Consider the following 18208-nt stretch of genomic DNA (forward strand, 5'->3'; position numbering starts at 1 on the left):
GGAACAGACATTCCCGCAGGGATTGATAATGAGGCTCGCCGCGGATATCGCGAAAAGCCGAAGGATGATTAAGCGTCTGGGTCTGAATCAGACAATCCCAGTGCTTGTTTAGCTAACGTTAACAATTGGTCCAAATCGTCCCAATCGATACTGCCGCCGGCGTCTTTACCGCGCTGGTAGGCGTCGATCAGACCGCGGCACACTGCCATCGCGGTGCGTTCTTGACGTAGCTTCACCACCGAGGCATCGGCCTTGGGCCAGACGTCGACCGCTTCGACCTGCCAACGCAGGGTTTCGCCGTCGACTTCCTCGAAGTCGTCGAACAACAGCGGCATTTCCGGGGTGTCGTCCCAGATGGTACCGTCGTCGAAGGCGGCTTCTGCCACCGCTTGCGCGCCGTCTGCCGACTCTGCGACGATGCCGACTACCACCCGGTGCGTGTAATCGAGGGTGTACGTCACGGCGTAGGCCGGTGATGGGTTCTCCTCGGTCAGCACCTCGCTGTGGTAGGGTGAGATTTCGGCATTGCACGATGGGCAACGGTCGTTGCAGGCGCAATTCCATTCGTCGTCCCATTGGATCTGGCAATAGGGACAACGGTATTGGTTCAGATACAGAATCTCCGAAACCGGAGCTGGTAAGAATGACATGGCAATACCCTCCGTGATCGGCGGGAACCGCCACCCTGCAGGATGGAGTCCCGCCAGGGTGAATAAAAAACCGCCGGCCGCGCGGGCAAACGGTTGCACTTTAAATAAGTCGTTGTAAGGTCAGCGTACGCTTCCTTTTTTCAAGGTACGACGATGAACCCGATAATGACCCGATTAGTGAACTGGGTGAAGTGGCTGGATCGAATCATCGATCCACCACCTAAACCCCGGTCACAACCCGAACCAAAACCGATGGCGATTCTGGTAGGGCCCGGCAAACGCCACTTCGATTTGTATCGAAAAATCCTGGAGGAATTGAACGATGCCGAAGTCGGCGTGTTAACCAAACTGCGCGATCCCCAGGTTGCAGGACCGCTGTTAGCCCGCATCCGCGCGCTCCGGCAGGAGGCGATCGTTGAGATTGCGCCTCAGCTCGGGCTCGATGTCGAGCGGGAACTGAAGAGCAACAACGTGTTTCACCTGCCTTCGGATAGGACCAGGCTGCACTGACCGCCGATTAATGCACGGCCGAACGCGAGCCCTCTTTGCCGCTGCCAAGCGCTTTGCGCAATTCAGAGGCTGGATTCGGCCTTTTGGCCGGTCCTTCCACCTGCGTTTTGCGGCGTTTTTTTGCAGGCTGCGCGAGCAGTTCCTGTGCTTGGGCCAAACTGAGTTGCAATTTGGCTATTTCAATGTCCGCAAGCATAATCGCTTGGGTTTTCTGTTTAACCTGCAGCTCGATATCGAGTGTTTCGAGCCGGTAGGTCGGACGGTTGTTGCGTTCCAAAATACCCTGCCTTACGGTTTGGGATAAGGTTTCCCAATCCGTTGCCGGCAGGCTGTTTTGTGCGGTAAAGCGTGGTGGTAGTAGGGCCGGCATTACCGAAGCTTGGCGCAAGCGTGCTGTTTGCCATAACGCCCAGTGCTGACTAAACCAGAGCCGGGCGGACTTGAGAGTATGCCAGATCACCCGGATGGCCAGGATGAATAGGGCAAGAATGATGGTGCCTAAAATGAAGTGCATTGAAACCTCCTTCCGCAATGGAAGAACATGCTTCAAACGCACGACCCGGTTCGGGCGATGGCGCCCGAAGCGGGATGGATAAAGGCTTGTAACAAGCCCGATTAAGGATCGGCATTAACGCAACCGATACAAGCAAAACGGATTTTGCTCGCCGCCTGAAGACGGAACGCCGGCGGAAGCCGGAATCAGCATTCTCGAAAGAACGCATGAAGTCGATTTTTTCATGTCCCGTCGCGGACGACGCATGAAAAAACCGGCTGATATCGCACACTGCCACTGTAGCCCGATCCGGCCGGGCGTGCAATAGGGAAGGGTGTCGATACGGGCAGGACTTCATCAAGGATGAAGTTCTGGCCACGCATCGACACGATTCAAGTCACCTAACCGCTCACGCCGCCAATAGCATGGCTTTGGACAGTGCGAACAGCTGAGGCCTCAATTCAGCCAGGTCATGAATGGTGAGGGCGACCGGAAACAAATGGCCAACCTCCACCCCTAAGCCGATGCCGAGGGTTTCGATGCCGCTGTCACGGCAACGCTTTAAGATCGACAGCGTGCCCGGTAAATCGTTGGGTACGCCGTCGGTCACCGTTAACAGCAGTTTGCGCGGTTCGCGGCATTGCAGCAATTGCGCCGCGGCAAACCAAACGGCTTGCGTCATCGGCGTGGTATAGGCCGAAAAGACCGAAAAACGTCCCAAATTGTCGCGGACTTTTTCGCCGTGCCGTAACACCTGGTGCACCGATTCATCGTTGGCGCCGGGAAAGGCGGTGATTGCCGGATTGACCCCTTGAATGCTCTCCAATGCGAGGGCCAAGGCCATCGACGCTTCCAGGGCCAGAGTGAGCAAACTCACCTCTTCGCCATGAATGACAAGGGTTTCGCCCATGCTTTCGGATTTGTCCAACAAGATATGCACCGCACAATTGGGCGCAACTCGTTGCCCGGATCGGCAAAACACCCGCGTATCGCCCAACGCAAGTTTGGTTAAGCGGCGAGGATTGATACGTCGACCGTTTCGCGCGGCTTGCGGCCGATTTTGCCGGTGGGCTTGCACCGCGCTTTGCAACGCGACCCGCAGGGCTTTGCTGTTCTGCTCCACCCGGTTTGCTAAGGCTTGGCCGACTAGCCGACTACCTTTCGGAAACAGACCGACCGGTAGCGTACATTTTTCGGCAGAGTCCGGCGTCAAACCCAATTGCGATTTCGCCGTCTCGAACCAATCCTGTTCCAGGTCTTGCTCGGACGTGATGCGCAGCTGGTCCATTAAAGACGGCGTAGCGCTATCGTCCTGTTGGGCTGGTTGATCCGTTCCGGACGAAGCGTTATCCGCACCGGCCGATTCGTTTCCAGGCTCGTCGTCCTGATCGGACGGGGCCGGGTCTCCGGGATCGGTCAGGTTTTCGGCGCCGTCTGCGTCTGAGCCGGACGATGACGAATCCTCGTGCTCGGTGTTCGTGTCGGATGAATCGTTATCATCTTCGGGGGTGGCGTTGTCGCCATCCTCCGAATCGGAGTCCGAATCACCGCTAGCCGACGTGTTCGTCGGTTCGGTACATTCCTCTTCGAGCATCGCCAAAATCCGATCGGTCAGATCCAGACAGTCGCGTTCACAGGTTAAACCCTCCGGTACTTCCGACAATAAGCCTTCCAAGCGAATCAAAGCGCCGCGTGGAAAACATGCACGCAAGGCCTCTCGGGTGGCGTCGACTAAGGGTTCGAGAACCGTTTGACCTAACACCTTGGCCCGAAGCCGTTTCAGAATGTAGCCGAACAGGACATTGCCGGGATGATCGGATGCGGCCTGGGCCGTTAAGCGACCTTCGGACACCAACTGTTCCACCATCTTTGCCAGGGTCAAGCGGGTGCCCGGATAGACCTTGGCCAGTTCATGCTCAATGCGCACGTCTTCGATCGCGCCGCAGATACGCCGGCGCAGAACCGAGTCACCAAAATCGAGCTGAAAGTCCGAAAACCGAATATGCGCCGCTTCATGGGCCAGATAGCCCCACGCGTAGTGCTGGTACTGCGGATCTGACCCGTTGTAGCCCGGTAGTTGTATCGATTGGCCGTCGGTGTAGGCTTTAGTACCGCCGACCGAGACCGAAATGCCAAAGCGGTTGCCGATCGCGGCCGCCACAATGGGAAACGCGTGTTCTAAAGTTTGATGCATGGCTTGCTCCTTAAAAAAACAAGGGGCAAGCCACAGCCCCGAGGGGCGTGTCGCATTGCCCCGATAGGGTGATGAAAAAAACGCTTAGAACCAGAATTCGGTCACCGCTTCCGCCGGTAGTTCGGATTCGTCGGTGCCGTGGGTTTCGGGTTCGTTGTCGTTGTCGGATCCGTACGCTTGCGCAGCCAACGCGGGCGGTGCAACGGGTAGAACCGGCCGCGAAGCGATGTCGGCAAAGGAATGATCTTCGCCTTCATCGTCGGTAAACAGATCGTCTAACAAGCCGGCAAACAGATCTTCCGGGTCCACCATGGGCGGCTCCTTCGGTTCGAGCAGGCTGGTTTGCACTGGGGCGATCACGGCTGCCGATATCGGCGATGCCGGATGCCCTGACGACAACACGTCATCCGTGTCTTCGTCGTTCGTTACCTTGGACGGGTTCGACGACAAGCCTTCACCGTGACGGCGAAGCTTGTCGGGATCGGCCAATAGCATGGTCATTGCCATGATCTCCTGCAGCAAGGCCCCCTCGATCGCGCCGCGATTGGGGATTTCTTGCAGTACGCCATCGATCCAGGTGACGATCGGTGCCACGCGATAATCCAAAAAGCTCAAGCCATCCAGTTTGTCGCGAATCCGCTTAATCGGCCGCAACGCATTCCGGGTGACCTGATCTTTTCCGATCAAGGATTGTTCCAGCAATAACTCGGCGTCGTTGGCCACTTCTTGAAACAACTGGCCGCCGATCGAATCGATTTGCTGTTCCAGCCGTGCCACATCTTTCGGGCTGGAGGCTTCCGGTTGTCGGATGGCGACCACCATGAAGTCGAAACCCAACTTCGTGGCCACGTACGCCATAGGGTCGATCGCCTTTTCGATAATGCCGGCAAAGCTCGGATGCTTTTTGATCCAATCGCGCACGGCGTCGTCGTAGCCGGCCAGGAACTTCGCTTTATTAACCGCGAATTCCTGAGCGACTTTTTCCAGCTCGCTCACGATGGCGTCCGCGTGTTCGACCGGCACCACAAAACCGCCCATGAAGCGGGTGCCGACCCGTAAACAGTGGCGTTCGGCCGCTTTTTTCAAGCGATTGAAGTCCGCCAACTGGTCGGGATCGAGCAAACGTTTCGAGCCTAAGCTGGCCAAGTCCTCGGGCGGTAATTCACTGCCGTCGGCCAGTACCAGATCTTCTTTGCGCAATTTTTTCCGCGCGCCGTAGATGTTGGCTTGGATTTTGACCAAGACCACACGGTCCAATATTTGATTACACTTCGTCATAGTGCCTCCTTAAAAGAGGCCTACGACAGCCCCGGAGGGCAGTGTAAGCCCCTTCCGGGTTGATAAAGCCTGTTGAAAGGCGGGTTCAAAAAAGTAAAAACCGTGACCGGTTAAAACCAGTCACTGTCCATTTCGCCTAAAGCGGCAACCAGATCCAAGGACGGCAACAGCAAGCCTAGTGCTTCAGCCACAGGCCGGATCTGCACTAGGTTGGTACCGAATAGCTGTAACACCTCGGATTCCTGGTGTAAGTTGGTCGAGGTTTCGCGAGACGCATCGGTGACAATGCCCACGTCGATGCCGACGAAGCCGGCTTTTTTCAACGCCGTTAGCCATAACCAGGGGGCAATGCCGTGTTCCGGGTGTATTTGGCCGCTGGTGTCAAAGCCGCGGCCGATTTCACTTAAACGCAGCAGCGAGTCCCAATCCGGCCAACCCACATAACTCAAACCAAGGTCTTGCTGCCAGCGGTCGATACAAGATCGCCACTGATGTAAGGCGTGGTTTACGGCAAAGACGACCGGTTGCGGTGCGCGGCATTCGACTTGCCAATACAGCACCGACATGTCACACCTGCCAATCGCTGCCGAACACGTCTTGCGCCAACCGGTGGATGGCCTCGCGTTCGGCCGCATCCCCCCGCAGAACCAGCGCCCGATCCAAGGCATAGGCCAGGGCGTTCGGGGAACCTTTGTAGTTGGCACTGAGCTGGGCCCAACGCAACAAGCTGCGGGTCGACATGGTGATCGAGAGCAGGCCGGCCGAATCGCTGCCGCCAATAAAGACCTTGCGGATCTCGTTGGCCAGCTGAATCATGCGTTCACGAATGCTCAGCGGCATGGTCGGGACCGCGCGTTCCAGCATGCTCATTTCGTCGTCCGGTTCCGGATAGCCCACTTCCATCAAACGAAAGCGGTCCATAAAGGCCAGGCTTTGACGCATCACTCCTTGATACAAGCCCGACTGGTCGCCGGCGCCGGCACTGTTGCCGGTTGCAACCAGACGGAACTTCGGGTGTGGAATGACGACTTCGTCGGTGGCCGCAATCATCAGCGGTTTGCCTTCGACGATATCGTTCAAACCCAGCAACTCGGCCGGGTCGGTCGCATCGATCTCGTTGAGCAAGAGCACGTGGCCGTGGCGCACGGCGCTGGTCAACGGGCCGTCGGTCCATTTCATCGTGCCGTTGCCGGTTAAGACGAATTGGCCCAACAAATCGTTGAACTCAAGCCGGCCATGACCGGCAACGGCATGCACACCCCAATGTAAGCGGGCGGCGGCTTGCTCAACCAACGAGGTTTTACCGGAGCCCGTGGGACCGGTGATATACAGTCCATCGCCATTCGGATTCCGAAAGAACGCCAGGACGTCGCGCAATGGCTCGCGCCGAAACACATACGGTTTTTGGACCGGCACGAATGGATTATTTGCCGGGACAAAGCCTTCGACGGTCATCGAGGCCGGTGCGGATACGCCGAAGGTATCGGCGACGGAATACTGTTGGTACATACTGCCTCCTGATTCAGAGTGACTCCCGAAATAGAAGGCGTGCGCCCCCGGTAGGGAAGCGAACCTCCCTTGCGGGGTTGATTAATGAGTCATAGCGGTTACGATGGTCTAAACCATTGAGGGCTCCGATATGATTCGACTAGGGGATAAACTACGTTTAAGCGACCGGGAACAGCACGCCTTTCGGGTGATGACCGATCGCGCCGCGCCGCCGAAGACGGTGGCGGAGTACAATGCGGCCTTGCAAGTCGCGGCCGATGCCGTGCGGGATAAGGACACGAGTGCCGAATCCCGCTTGCTGCAAGCCGTGTTACTCGGCGAATGCCTCCAACAGGAGTAATTCGGCCAGAAGGTGGGCTTTAGCTTCGCCGATCGCCTTGCTCGCCAGCAATTGGCGTAAGGTGTCGGCTTGGCCGCGGTCGACGAGCGATAGCACCAAGGTGGTGGCAATTGACTCGTTGAGATCCCGGAAGATATCGGGATGATTCAATAAAGCGCCTGCGACCGTGGCCGGTTTTAACGCGGCCAGTTCGAGGATCTTATCCGCCGTGGACATGGAGGGTTCGCGGCGTGGCAATTTGGAAACAGAATTGAGGTTCATGGTCGTATCTCCTATAAAAAAGGGAGACACGCCCCCATCGGGAGAGGTCTCCCTGGGTGGGGTGGGTAATCATCAAACGATATCAAACATCAACACCGATCGAGGTTTGCATGATCAAACATGCGGGTAAAGTCCGATTGACCCGAGCGGAATTTCGCCGCTTACAACGCAACAACGCCAGGCGCGGTTACGCGGTCAATACGATTAAAACGACAGCGGAGTACGATGTTGCCTTGGTTCAGGCGTGCTCCCCGGTGTTCCTGGCCGATTTACTGCAGGCGTTGGAAACGGGTAGCAGTCCTTTAATGCGTGGCGAGGTCACTTTCGATCAGTTGACCGACAGTTAACCTACGGTTGACATTCAACCGACAGACACTGCACGTTCGGCGATCGCGGTCAGCGCAACTGCGTGCAGCTGTTTGAGCAAGTCGACTTCGGGATCGTCACGGTGTTGCCAATTGTCCGGCAACGACGCGATATACGTCGTGACCAGGGTGGGCTCGGTTTTAGCCATCTCGAACAGGCGACGGGTAGTATCCCGGCGGTGCTTAAGATCGGTTAAAAACAGCCAAACAGCTTCTGATTTTGTCATAGTGCACCTCCAACAATCAGGGGGGCACCGATGGCCCGATAGGGCGTGATGCCCCATTCGGGTTATAAAATAGGCCGTTGATAGCAACGGCCGGACGAAGCCGGGTTTGACGCACCCGGTACCACCAAGGATATGCCTTGATCGCCGCCTGAAGACGGAACGCCTGCTCTGCAGGATTTTCAGCGTATCGATGACGATAGCGCTAGCAAAGTCGGTTGAGGGCTTGGCTTACACCTTAAAACAAGCCCTGAATCGACTTAAAGAAACGAACACTACCGAGGTAGTGTTCGTTCGTTGCTAACGTGTTTTCAAAACCAACTGCTTTCTGTCACGGCCACGGAATCCGGGTCAAACGCCACTTGCGCATTTTTGCCATTGTCGTCTCGGCACGTCACGCGTACCCGCGAGGCCGGAGCCTTTCGGTACGGGGCCAGCTCCGCCTCAGTCAGTTGTGGGAGCAGGGCCGTTAAAGCCGCCTTGTAATCGATACCCCCATGGCTGACGCTTCGACAGACACGCACGCCGGAATGTTCGGCGATGACGTAATCGGCCATTTGCGCGACCCATTGGGCTTCGGTCTTGGCTTGCATTTCGGCCAGTTGGATGGCTTCGGCTTTCAATGCCTCCAGTTTCTTCTGCCGGGCACGGTATTCGGCCGCCAGTTGATGCCATTGAATTTCGGCGTCGCCTTCAGGCAAATACAAATCCCGCTTTAGGTCTTTCGGCGGTTCTTTTTTGGTGATGACCCAACCGTAAAACGTGATCGTCGCGTTGATTAAAGTCACCAAAAAGGTGTCATCGCGCGCGATGTCGAACACCTTGACATGCTGGTCGTCGAGATAGAAGCACAGATAGCCTCTTTTGGCATCGGCGACCAACAACTGTTGCTGCATTTGCACCCAATACAATTGGTAGGCAACCGACTGCTCACGTTCCTGTACCACGTTTTCGTAGGTGCTGGGATGCGGGCATTTGATTTCGACGGGTTCGCCGTTACCGGTAATGCCATCGAACGAGGCACGGATCAACGGGTATTGATCGCACTCGCCGCACAAGGGCAACAACAGTTCGTCACACGTGGCTTCGAACCATTGCGCCGCCTTCGATTCCAGTTCGCGGCCGCGACGGACCAAGGGATGGTTGTCGAGGTTGGCTTCCAGGACGATGCCGACCCGTTCCGCCCACAAGCGCCAAGGCGTCTTGTACGGCGAGCGGTTCAGAATGATTGCTGCTTCACTGGCGGTTACGCCTTGCGATCGCCATGGTCGCCACGCATCGCTGCGTTGGGCGATATCGACGATTTTCATTCGAACTCTCCGTCGATCCGGATGTGACAGCCGTGCAGCACGCCGTCTAATTTGCGTTGTTTCAACACCGCGTGGCAACGTTGTGCGAGACGGACATCGTCGAATAGCAACAAGGTGCAACCCGGAGATAGCGTGCAGATGCCGCCGAAGGTATCGGCGATACTGACCAAGTCGGCGTAGGAATGCCGGCGATGAAATAGCCGGGTTTCCGTGTCCAGATCCAGCGCTTTATCAAGAAATCCCGGCCCATAGCGACGCAGGACGGTCGGTGAGTCGTAACGGCTCCAGTCGGTAAAGCTGGGTATCCGGTTGAGGGATTGATCGAAGGTAGTGATTTCAGTCATGACGTTTCTCCAAGAGAAGAGCGTCACGAATAGCCCACCGGGCGAATCATGACGCCCTGGATGGGTAAATGAGAAAAACCGAAAGTCGGTTTAATTTCTGAGTGCTTGACGAGCCTTGCTAAGCTCGGCGTCTTTCGCAGATAGCGGCGGCATGGTCATGCCTTCGCTATGCGTTAACGCGGGTTTCGGTTTGGCTTTGTCTAATTCCGCACGGGCATAGATCAGGTCAACACCAGTAAATCGGCTGGTGATGAATTCTTCGGCCGCCGCCCATGCGTTTGCATCTTTTGTCCGCTTAATCAGGGTTGCAACTGCCTTAATCAAATTTGGATGGAGCTTAGATGCATCGATCACCTCCGGCTTGGCTTCAGCTTGAGGCTGTTGCTCGGGTGCCGCAGTAGTCGGTTCGGCCGGCGGATCGATATCGATCACGTCGGAACCGTAGATATCAATGATTTTGCCGTCCATTTCCTCGGCGGCATAACCGCATTCTTCCGGAAAGGCCGCGCGCAAAGACGCCGCTTTACCGCATTTGGCCAATTGCCCTTTGGGGCGCTTGATCCACATCGCGGTAGGCAGTTGCGAGTTTTTGCCGCCGGCCGTGCTATAAGCCTCCAGCCAATAGACTTCCTCGGTAAAGGCACAGCGTTTGCCGCCGACGATCCGGTACACGGTAACCGCCACCCATTCGGGAAAGGTCACGGTGACACTGGATTCCTGCCATTGGTCGTTGTCGTCCTTGTAGCGCCCGGTAAAGGTCTTGGTGACATCCGGGCCCCACACGGGACGGTCCATTCCAGCCCAAACACCGGTTCGGGACGCGGTGGTCTGAATTTCCGTGATGGAGGGCCAGACGGTTTCGACATAGCGACCTAAAGCGGTACTCCACATCGGGACGATATGGACCGGTTTTTTGAAGATGTCGAGTTTTCGGGTTTTGCAATAATCCAGAGCCATCAAGATGGCTTCTGCGGTTTTGGTTGTGGGAAAGGTGACTTCCGTCAGCACTTTCCAGGATTGCTCCGTCAGGCCATAGGTTTGTTTCGCAGCATCCGGCATTGCCGGGTGAGTAGGCGTATCGGGTTTTTGTTTGCCGGGATTGCTTTGAGCCATAATCGTTCTCCTTAAAAAAAAGGAACGACGGACTCCCATTGGGGAATCGGATCGTTCCCCGTTGGGTGGTATAGGCGTCTTGAATGACGCATGGATTGAAAGCTGAGATTGACGCACTCAGTACGGGAACATCGATTCCCGCCGCCTAAAGACGGAGCGCCTGCTGTTGCAGGATCTTCAGCGTTGATTAACGCTAAATACTAGTGGCCTTTATAACAAAAGAAATTGCGAAGTGGAAGTGGATTTTAGCGGCGACTGGGTACCTGAGCATGTTGCTCGAAGAATCGGTAGAATGGTTAAACGCTTGGCGATATCCCCGAAGCCTTAACAGGAGCAAGCCACTATTGGACTTACCGAAGACAATGCAGGGTAATAGCTGGTCCACGGGCTGAATTATTGAATAAGAGCCTCGATTTTGGCCAAGACTTCGGCCAATACCGCCCCGTTCACCATAGATATCTTTTCGGCCTGACGCGCCGCCCAATCCAGACTCCGAATCTGATCCGCCAATATCACACCACTCACACGGTCGCCGTCCGGTAACGGTACCTCAAACGGATATCCTTTAACCCGACTTGTTACAGGGCAAATCAACGCCAACCCGGCTTTGACGTTATAAGTGCGTGGCGTAACGACCAGGCCGGGGCGGCGCCCCGCTTGTTCGTGGCCTGCTTGAGGATCGAACGCAATCCACACCAAATCCCCGCGCTCAGGTACGTACGATACAGCCATTAATTGTTACCTTCTCGGCCAACATCCGGCCCCCAGTCAATGCAATCATGCCGATTATCGGCAGTTATGCCAGCCAGCAATTCCTCCAACTTAAAAACAGGTTTGGCCGTGGTCGGTACAATCCGTAGCCCGGCATCGTCCGCTGTCAGCTCGACCGGCGAACCGACTTCCAGCTTTAACTGTGCCAGCATCGCCGCCGGCAATCGAATCACGGCGCTATTACCCCATTTTTTAATTTCAGTTTGCATCAGATTTACTCCCGTTAAACGCGCTTAATGCAAATCTTTGTCGACCGATATAGCGCCGCCAAAAATGACTTACCCGAGGCCGGCGCCTGCCGTAAAAGTGCCTAGAGCAGTTTGCGACCCAACTTTCATTGTTACCTCTGAAATAAATTCAAATCGGTAGCTACATTGTGGCTACGTTTTTTGTGGGTTGCAATCCTGTGGCGACAATGATTGCAAATTTGACAATCAGGATGGCGTGAGATGTGAAGCGTGGGAATTAACTTTCTTTCTTACTTTCTTTATTTCTTTTAATATGTCAAACTCCTGCCGTCGCAGTTGAATCCGAATGGGAGTTCGCCATGCAAGCAGAAGACTTTGAATCCAGTTTGGGTCGCCCCGCCGATATTACCGACGACCAAATTATCGAAGCCGGCAAGGCGTTGACGAAGGCGAATCGGAATGTCACCGGATTTGCGTTACGCAAGCTAACCGGCGGCGGCGATCCGAAGCGGCTCAAAGAGGTTTGGGACAGGCACAATGCCGCTCAAGCGGTGACAAATTCGGAGCCCGTCGTCGAGTTGCCGCTGGAAGTGGCCGAAAGCTTGGCGGTGTTGACCAAGGGGTTGGTCGACAAAATTAACGTGTTAGCGCTGGAACTGAACGACAGAGCGGTCAAAACCCAAGAGCGGCGGGTAGCTGATGTGTTGCGAGCGGCGCGCGAACAGCAAGCCCAATCAGAGCGCGAGCTGGCCGATGCCTCGCAGGCGGTCGATGAATTGGAGGCCATGCTGGCGGATGAGAAGGTCAGGGTGGGGGAGTTGACCAAACGTTTGACCGAAGCGCAGGCCGCGAACCAGTTACAGGCGGTTGAGCTAGCCACCTTGCGCGAACGATTGGAGGCGGTCGAGAAGAACGCGAAGGCAGCAACCGAACAGCATGAAGCAGAGCAAGCCAAGCTGCGGCAACAGGTGACGGCTCAGAAACAAGCCGCCCAATCTATCGCGGCCGAGCGAGACCAATTGAAAACGGAGTTGACCAAACTGCAGACCAAAGTGGAAACCGCGGAGGAACAGCGAAAGGAGGAACGACAAAGAGCCGCTGCGGAACTTCAACGTATGGGCGAAAAGCTGATTAAGCTCGAAGCTGAAACAGATCGCGCTAAAACAGAGGCTGGCAACGCGCGAGAACAGGTTGCGCTTCTAACAGGCCAATTAACGGCCACGAAAACACAGGTCGAACAGTTAATGAAAGCTATTGGTAATTAGTTAATTGCGCTGAACCGGGGGCCTGAAAAGTCGCCGTTGACGATCTCAACCAACCGGCCAAAAGCGGTCTGTGAAAAATACAAAATCAGTTTCTCCGAACGGCTGGTTTATAGCGATCATTTGACATCTGTATTGTGCTCATTTTCTAAACGCTTGAAATTCGCTAAACAGCATTGGCCTGATGGGTTTCTAATTTTACAAGCACATTCCCCGGCTTGAGTGCGTTGCATGACGAAAGCTTTGATCGGTTCTGCACGTTGATCTTTTAACGCCGATAAATACTGCGCGGTATCTATGTCAAAGCAATAACAAAGCGCATCGTTCCGAATCGATTGATAGCTTCGCAAATGCTGTTTGGGGATGGTGTTGCCGGCGTTGGAAAAGTAGGCAATCGGGCATGTTTTTGCCGGGCAAAAATAATAGCTGTCGGTAACGATTGACTGGTTCTCGGGAAACCGTACCTGATGATACAGCGTGAGTATGCCGACGCTTTTGCACGAGGAACCGCATTCAGAACAAATCTGCTTGGTTTTGGTGGAGCCGCAGCAATTAGACATAGACGCTATCCTCGGCCTTACCGAATAATAGGTGTGACGAGAGAACCCGGATAACCGGCATCTGTCGTGGCTTTGATCAAGGCTGCACTATCGGTTTTCTTGCTATCGAAGGTGACCGTGGCTGTTTTTGAATCGTAATCGACAGCCACTTTTTGTACGCCTTCGACTTTCTGCAAGGCTTTCTTTATGGTGACTGTGCACATAGCGCAGGTCATATTCTCTAACTTCAGTGTCACCGTTTGTTGTTGGTTTGGCTGTACCACTGTGGTTTCAGCATAGGCCATTGGCATCCATAATGTGGCCGGTAACAACAAACTTACCAGTAACAATCCGGAATTAATTGTCATATCGAGCCCTCTCAAGTCATGAAAAAAGGCGCTAACCAGGGAAAGGCCAGCAGTATCAAAATGAATGCGGAACCCAGCCAGAACAATCGGCGCTGTCGTTGTTGGTTGTCTGATGTGGCACATATTTCACCCGCATTACAGCGATCAGACGTTAGATAGAGCTTTCGATAGCCGAGTACTATAAAAATCAGGGCCATGACAATGAAAAATGGCCGGGCCGGTTCCATAGCCGTCAACGCGCTGATCCACGCACCACCAATACCCAATGACAGCAGCAAAAATGGCCCAACACAACAGGCCGAAGCCCCTACAGCGGCCAAAAGGGCGCCGATACCCAACCATGATGGGGTTTTTAAGGACGTTTCAGGGTCTGTATTCATAGCAATCTCCTAAGCCAAACCATGCTCAATGTTGGCAAGGAGTCTAAACCCTGTTGTTTAGAACAGAGTCAAGTAGGCGGTGGTGTCTTACTTAAAATTAGAGGTTGGTTGATGCGTCATCATCGCTAAACGCATCGAGAATAGCGCAACGTGCGGCTGGAGCTGTCTGCTGACAGTCGTTGACTAGGCTTTCCAATACCTGACGCAGTGCCGTTAAATCCCTGATTTGTCGATCGATCTGCTGGTATTTTTGCTCGGCGAGTTGCCGAACATCAGCACAGTGCGCCCCATCAAGGGCTAGTAAGGCAGCAATTTCTTTTAAGGTAAATCCGGCCTGTTGAGCGCGTTTGATAAAACGTATCTGGGCAATAGCATCAGCGGAATAAACTCGATAGCCGCTATCGGGTTTCGCTGGCTCTGTCAGCAAACCGATACGTTGATAGTGACGGATGGTTTCGATGCTGACTTCGGTTTGTTTGGCAAGTTTGCCTATGGTCAAAGCCGGCATTTTATTGAGCCTTAGATCAAAGGGTTTTATTGTCATGCAGTTTCCAATCGCTAGCCTTTAGGCGTCCAGATTTTATGACGTCAATAATGAAAAATTTCATCTACAATGATATAGATAAGTTAGACTCTGGCAAATATGATGCAACATCGCCTCACCACCATTCTATTAGTGCTCATGGCTATCATGCCTGTAGTGGTGGCGTTTGCTCATTATTCTGCACTCACCAGCCAGTTATCGGTTGCGCAAATGGTTGTCGTTGCCGATGAAATGGGCGATGAAGGAGTTTCGGCCTCCACACACGCCGATCATTGCCAGTCCGCCACAGCCAAACCGCACTTGGCCAGTTGCAGCTTTCATGTTTGCGTGGATTGCGGGATCACGTCATCTTTTAGGTTTATTCCAATCCAGGTGTCCAATAGCTATGGCTTTGGGGAAAAACCTAATTCCGCCTCGTTTCTTGCACCTCCCGACATAAAACCGCCGATTTTTAGCCTCTAAGCCGTTCAACGGTGGTGTTTCGCTGTAAGAAATAATCACCGCCCTTATGACGATCAACATCGGCCAAAGTCCGGCTGATTTTTGTTCGTCATGGTTATCACGAGTTTACGAGGATCATCATGACATCCTTTTTTCGATCAAGGCGTCTGCTGATGGCGACGCTGTTTATCGTCTGCCGCCTGGCCAACGCAGATGAGCAACCGCTATTGACGCTTGAGGCGGCCACTCAAAAAGTCATTCAGGACAATCCTGATCTGGCGCAAACCTTGGCCCGTGCCAAGGCGATGGCCGCCATTCCGTCGCAGGAAGGCAGCCTGCCCGACCCGCAAATCACCTTCAACGCGATGAGTTTGCCGACTAATAGCTTTAGCACGCGGCAAGAAGACATGACGCAAATCGGTTTCGGGCTTTCCCAGGGGATTCCCTTTCCCGGCAAACTGGCGCTACGCGAGCAGGCAGCGCTGTATGAAGCGGAAGCCGCTACACTGAATGCCGATGAGTTGCGCCTGCGTCTGTTGAGCGACGTCAAAACCCTGTGGTGGCAGGTTTTTTATCTGGATCGGACGGTGGAGATCGTCGATAACAATCACAAGTTATTGCAGCAGTTCGTCGATATCGCCCGCAGCAAATACGAAGTGGGCGAAGGTTTGCAACAGGACGTATTGCTGGCCCAACTGGAACTCTCCAAGCTGTTGGATCAGAAAATCAACCTTAATGGCATGCGGCGCAGTACCGTCGCCAAACTCAATGCACTGTTGGATCAACCCGCCAACCATTGGCTGCAATTACCGGCGCAACTCGCCTTGAATTTGCCGGAAATTAAACCCGAAGACCGGCTTTATCAACAAGCGGAAGTCTCAAGACCGATGTTGGAAAGCGACCGACAAGGCATCCATGCGGCGCAATCCAAGCTGGAACTGGCACATAAAGATTTTCTACCGGACTTCAACGTCGAAGCGGCCTATGGTGCACGCAACAACATGCTCGACGGCACCAGACGTTCGGATTTGCTGAGCCTGGGCGTCAGCATGAACGTGCCGATTTTTGCCGCCAGCAAGCAAGCCAAAGCCGTCGATCAGCGTACCAGCGAATTGATGCAACAACGCTACGCACTGCAAGATCGATGGAACGCGGTTCGTTCTGAAATTACCCAAAGTCACAGCGATTACCAGCGGGCCAAACAGCAATTCGTGTTGTTCGATACCGGCATCATTCCGCAGGCCCGGCAAACCGTCGCCTCAATGCTGGCCGGTTATCAGGTCAACAAAGTCGATTTTTTGAATCTGGTACGTAGCCAGATCACCTTGTTCGAATACGAAACCCAATACTGGAAAGCCTTCACGGAAGCCCAACAAGCACTGGCGCAACTGTGCGCGAATGTTGGCGAGGACGAAATTTATGAATAAGCAATTGTTATTAACCGCCACGGTGACCTTGGGGATAGGCTTGGCGGGCGGCTATTGGCTGGCTCAGCAACCTAAACAGGAATCGGCGGTTCAACCAGCAGAGGGCAGAAAGCCATTATTTTACAGAAGTGCCATGAATCCATCGGTAACGTCCCCGGTGCCAACCAAGGATGCCATGGGCATGGATTACGTACCGGTTTATACCGAGGATAATGCGCCCAAACAACCCAAAATTTTGTTTTACCGCAATCCGATGAATCCATCGGTGACGTCGCCGGTACCCGCTAAGGACAATATGGGGATGGATTATCTGCCTGTGTATGCCGAGGACGAGACTCAAAAGGACGCGTCAGCGGGCACTGTTAAAATTGATGCGGCGACGGTGCAAAACATCGGCGTGCGGACCGCGCGGGCAAAAAAAACCTTGCTCTCGCATGTGGTCAGAGCCGTAGGCCGTGTGGCGTATGACGAAGAGCATATCGTTCGGCTGCATCCCAAAACCGAAGGCTGGATTGAAACGCTACGTGCCGATAAAACCGGGCAACTGGTCAAGAAAAATGAAGAGCTGTTGAGCATTTATTCCCCGCAATTAGTGGCCAGCCAACAGGAATACGTGTTGGCCATCAATAATCTCAAAGTTCTGGAAAGAAGCCCCATCGAAGACATCCGTCGCGGTGCGGAAGACTTGGTGAAGAGCTCCCGCGAACGCTTGAAATTGCTGGATGTGCCCGAACATCAACTGCATGAATTGACCGATAGCCGAGCCATCAAAAAAAGCCTGCATATCCATACGCCGGCGGACGGTATCGTCATCAACATCGGCGCTCGTGAAGGCCAATACGTCACGCCGGAAACCGAGCTGTACATGATCGCCGACCTGTCTAAAATCTGGGTATATGCCGAAATTTACGAGTACGAATTGCCGTGGGTGAAAGAAGGCGATCCGGTTGACATGCAATTGGCCGGCATTCCGGGTCGCACCTTCAAAGGCCATCTGACGTTTATTTATCCGTATGCCGAAGCCAAGACTCGGACGATCAAGGTGCGTCTGGCCTTCGATAATCCCGGTCTGCTGTTAAAACCCGATATGTTTGCCGAAGTGACGATATTGGCCGGTAAACAGGTGGATGCCATCGTGATACCCTCGGAAGCGGTGGTTCGTTCCGGTGCGCATACTCAAGTTTTCGTGGTACGAGCCCCCGGCAAGTTTGAACCTCGCCCGGTGACAGTCGGTTTGGCGTCCAACGGCGATGTCTCGATTCTTCAGGGCCTCGATGCCGACGAGGAAGTGGTGACCTCGGCGCAATTTTTGATCGATTCCGAATCCAAGCTGAACGAAGCCACGTCGAAAATGCTGGAGCCTTCGGCGACGCCGGCGTCCGAACCGACTCGCTTGCAGACCGAGCAGGGAGCGCATCGCCATGACTGATTTCATCATCAATAGCGTCTTGAAGGACCGCTTCATGGTATTGCTGGGGGCAATTATCCTGGCCATCGGCGGAATTTGGTCGTTTAAAAACATGCCGCTGGATGCCATACCGGATTTATCGGATGTACAGGTGATCATCTTCACCGATTACGCCGACCAATCGCCGCAGGTGGTCGAAAATCAGGTGACTTATCCTTTAACCACCGCGATGTTGGCCGTGCCGCATGCCAAGGTGGTGCGCGGTTATTCGTTCTTTGGCTTGTCGTTC

Annotated in this window: 23 protein-coding genes and 1 pseudogene; 8 read left to right on the forward strand and 16 right to left on the reverse strand. The window is 54.3% G+C overall.

Annotated elements, in window-relative coordinates; all coding sequences use genetic code 11:
* Positions 1–68: 68 nt before the first annotated feature.
* A complete protein-coding gene (locus tag NP603_RS19385) occupies positions 69–650 on the reverse strand; it encodes a hypothetical protein (RefSeq protein WP_256612503.1) in 582 nt (193 codons plus the stop codon).
* A gap of 252 nt (positions 651–902) precedes the next feature.
* Between NP603_RS19385 and NP603_RS19390 the strand changes: the two genes are divergently transcribed.
* Positions 903–1160, forward strand: coding sequence for a hypothetical protein (locus NP603_RS19390; RefSeq protein ID WP_256612504.1), 258 nt, complete (start codon positions 903–905; stop codon positions 1158–1160).
* A gap of 7 nt (positions 1161–1167) precedes the next feature.
* On the opposite strand, the gene NP603_RS19395 is transcribed toward NP603_RS19390, so the two are convergent.
* From NP603_RS19395 to NP603_RS19415, 5 genes are all read right to left on the reverse strand, one after another.
* The gene (locus tag NP603_RS19395; protein ID WP_096876818.1) at positions 1168–1674 is read right to left on the reverse strand and encodes a hypothetical protein; all 507 of its coding nucleotides are present in this window, start codon (positions 1672–1674) and stop codon (positions 1168–1170) included.
* Between the two features lie 388 nt (positions 1675–2062).
* Complete coding sequence (locus NP603_RS19400; protein ID WP_256612506.1) at positions 2063–3847, reverse strand: vWA domain-containing protein; 1785 nt, start codon at positions 3845–3847, stop codon at positions 2063–2065.
* 84 nt (positions 3848–3931) lie between these two features.
* On the reverse strand, positions 3932–5125 hold the full coding sequence (locus NP603_RS19405) for a DUF3150 domain-containing protein (RefSeq protein ID WP_256612507.1): 1194 nt from the start codon (positions 5123–5125) through the stop codon (positions 3932–3934).
* A 110-nt stretch (positions 5126–5235) separates the two neighbouring features.
* The gene (locus NP603_RS19410; RefSeq protein WP_054758406.1) at positions 5236–5691 is read right to left on the reverse strand and encodes a hypothetical protein; all 456 of its coding nucleotides are present in this window, start codon (positions 5689–5691) and stop codon (positions 5236–5238) included.
* Position 5692: 1 nt separating this feature from the next.
* Positions 5693–6634 carry an AAA family ATPase gene (locus tag NP603_RS19415; protein WP_221054659.1) on the reverse strand — a complete coding sequence of 314 codons (942 nt, stop codon included), beginning with the start codon at positions 6632–6634 and terminating at the stop codon, positions 5693–5695.
* Positions 6635–6764: 130 nt separating this feature from the next.
* Here NP603_RS19415 and NP603_RS19420 point away from each other — a divergent pair, with 130 nt between their 5' ends.
* On the forward strand, positions 6765–6974 hold the full coding sequence (locus tag NP603_RS19420; protein WP_140911868.1) for a hypothetical protein: 210 nt from the start codon (positions 6765–6767) through the stop codon (positions 6972–6974).
* On the opposite strand, the gene NP603_RS19425 is transcribed toward NP603_RS19420, so the two are convergent.
* Positions 6945–7235: a hypothetical protein gene (locus NP603_RS19425; RefSeq protein ID WP_157198359.1), complete on the reverse strand. Its 291-nt coding sequence runs from the start codon at positions 7233–7235 to the stop codon at positions 6945–6947. The two genes, NP603_RS19420 and NP603_RS19425, sit on opposite strands and share 30 nt — an antisense overlap.
* 110 nt (positions 7236–7345) lie before the next feature.
* Between NP603_RS19425 and NP603_RS19430 the strand changes: the two genes are divergently transcribed.
* On the forward strand, positions 7346–7582 hold the full coding sequence (locus NP603_RS19430) for a hypothetical protein (RefSeq protein WP_054758403.1): 237 nt from the start codon (positions 7346–7348) through the stop codon (positions 7580–7582).
* 14 nt (positions 7583–7596) lie between these two features.
* Here the strand turns inward: NP603_RS19430 and NP603_RS19435 are convergent, their stop codons facing one another.
* The 6 genes from NP603_RS19435 to NP603_RS19460 all read right to left on the reverse strand — a co-directional run bounded on the left by NP603_RS19435 (position 7597) and on the right by NP603_RS19460 (position 11571).
* Positions 7597–7827 (reverse strand): hypothetical protein, encoded by a 231-nt coding sequence (locus tag NP603_RS19435; RefSeq protein WP_054758400.1) that lies wholly within the window; start codon positions 7825–7827, stop codon positions 7597–7599.
* 308 nt (positions 7828–8135) lie between these two features.
* Complete coding sequence (locus NP603_RS19440) at positions 8136–9134, reverse strand: YqaJ viral recombinase family nuclease (RefSeq protein ID WP_256612510.1); 999 nt, start codon at positions 9132–9134, stop codon at positions 8136–8138.
* Entirely contained in the window at positions 9131–9478 is a 348-nt protein-coding gene (locus tag NP603_RS19445; protein WP_256612511.1) for a hypothetical protein, read from the reverse strand. The genes NP603_RS19440 and NP603_RS19445 overlap by 4 nt, the downstream gene beginning before the upstream one ends.
* 90 nt (positions 9479–9568) lie before the next feature.
* Positions 9569–10708, reverse strand: coding sequence for a phage recombination protein Bet (gene bet / locus NP603_RS19450; RefSeq protein WP_256612512.1), 1140 nt, complete (start codon positions 10706–10708; stop codon positions 9569–9571).
* Positions 10709–10984: 276 nt separating this feature from the next.
* Positions 10985–11323, reverse strand: coding sequence for an endoribonuclease MazF (gene mazF, locus NP603_RS19455; RefSeq protein ID WP_256612513.1), 339 nt, complete (start codon positions 11321–11323; stop codon positions 10985–10987).
* Positions 11323–11571, reverse strand: a complete 249-nt coding sequence (locus NP603_RS19460) for an AbrB/MazE/SpoVT family DNA-binding domain-containing protein (RefSeq protein ID WP_256612514.1) — start codon at positions 11569–11571, stop codon at positions 11323–11325. Before NP603_RS19460 ends, mazF begins: the two co-directional genes overlap by 1 nt.
* Positions 11572–11909: 338 nt before the next feature.
* Here NP603_RS19460 and NP603_RS19465 point away from each other — a divergent pair, with 338 nt between their 5' ends.
* Entirely contained in the window at positions 11910–12815 is a 906-nt protein-coding gene (locus NP603_RS19465) for a DNA-binding protein (protein WP_256612515.1), read from the forward strand.
* 116 nt (positions 12816–12931) lie between these two features.
* Here NP603_RS19465 and NP603_RS19470 read toward each other — a convergent pair whose 3' ends face one another.
* From NP603_RS19470 to NP603_RS19485, 3 genes and pseudogenes are all read right to left on the reverse strand, one after another.
* On the reverse strand, positions 12932–13372 hold the full coding sequence (locus NP603_RS19470) for a putative iron-sulfur cluster-binding metallochaperone (RefSeq protein WP_256612516.1): 441 nt from the start codon (positions 13370–13372) through the stop codon (positions 12932–12934).
* A 17-nt stretch (positions 13373–13389) separates the two neighbouring features.
* Positions 13390–14099 (reverse strand): annotated as a pseudogene (locus NP603_RS22075) (MerT/CopZ fusion-like heavy metal transport selenoprotein).
* Between the two features lie 97 nt (positions 14100–14196).
* The gene (locus NP603_RS19485; RefSeq protein WP_256612519.1) at positions 14197–14643 is read right to left on the reverse strand and encodes a MerR family DNA-binding protein; all 447 of its coding nucleotides are present in this window, start codon (positions 14641–14643) and stop codon (positions 14197–14199) included.
* Between the two features lie 99 nt (positions 14644–14742).
* Between NP603_RS19485 and NP603_RS19490 the strand changes: the two genes are divergently transcribed.
* The 4 genes from NP603_RS19490 to NP603_RS19505 form a co-directional block, all read left to right on the forward strand.
* Entirely contained in the window at positions 14743–15105 is a 363-nt protein-coding gene (locus tag NP603_RS19490) for a hypothetical protein (RefSeq protein ID WP_256612520.1), read from the forward strand.
* A gap of 119 nt (positions 15106–15224) precedes the next feature.
* Positions 15225–16511, forward strand: a complete 1287-nt coding sequence (locus tag NP603_RS19495; RefSeq protein ID WP_504138019.1) for a TolC family protein — start codon at positions 15225–15227, stop codon at positions 16509–16511.
* Entirely contained in the window at positions 16504–17940 is a 1437-nt protein-coding gene (locus NP603_RS19500) for an efflux RND transporter periplasmic adaptor subunit (RefSeq protein ID WP_256612521.1), read from the forward strand. Before NP603_RS19495 ends, NP603_RS19500 begins: the two co-directional genes overlap by 8 nt.
* On the forward strand, positions 17933–18208 hold a 276-nt coding region (locus tag NP603_RS19505; protein WP_256612522.1), incomplete at its 3' end, for an efflux RND transporter permease subunit. The genes NP603_RS19500 and NP603_RS19505, both read left to right, overlap by 8 nt.

It is taken from the genome of Methylomonas aurea, from assembly GCF_024505045.1.
GTDB lineage: Bacteria > Pseudomonadota > Gammaproteobacteria > Methylococcales > Methylomonadaceae > Methylomonas > Methylomonas aurea.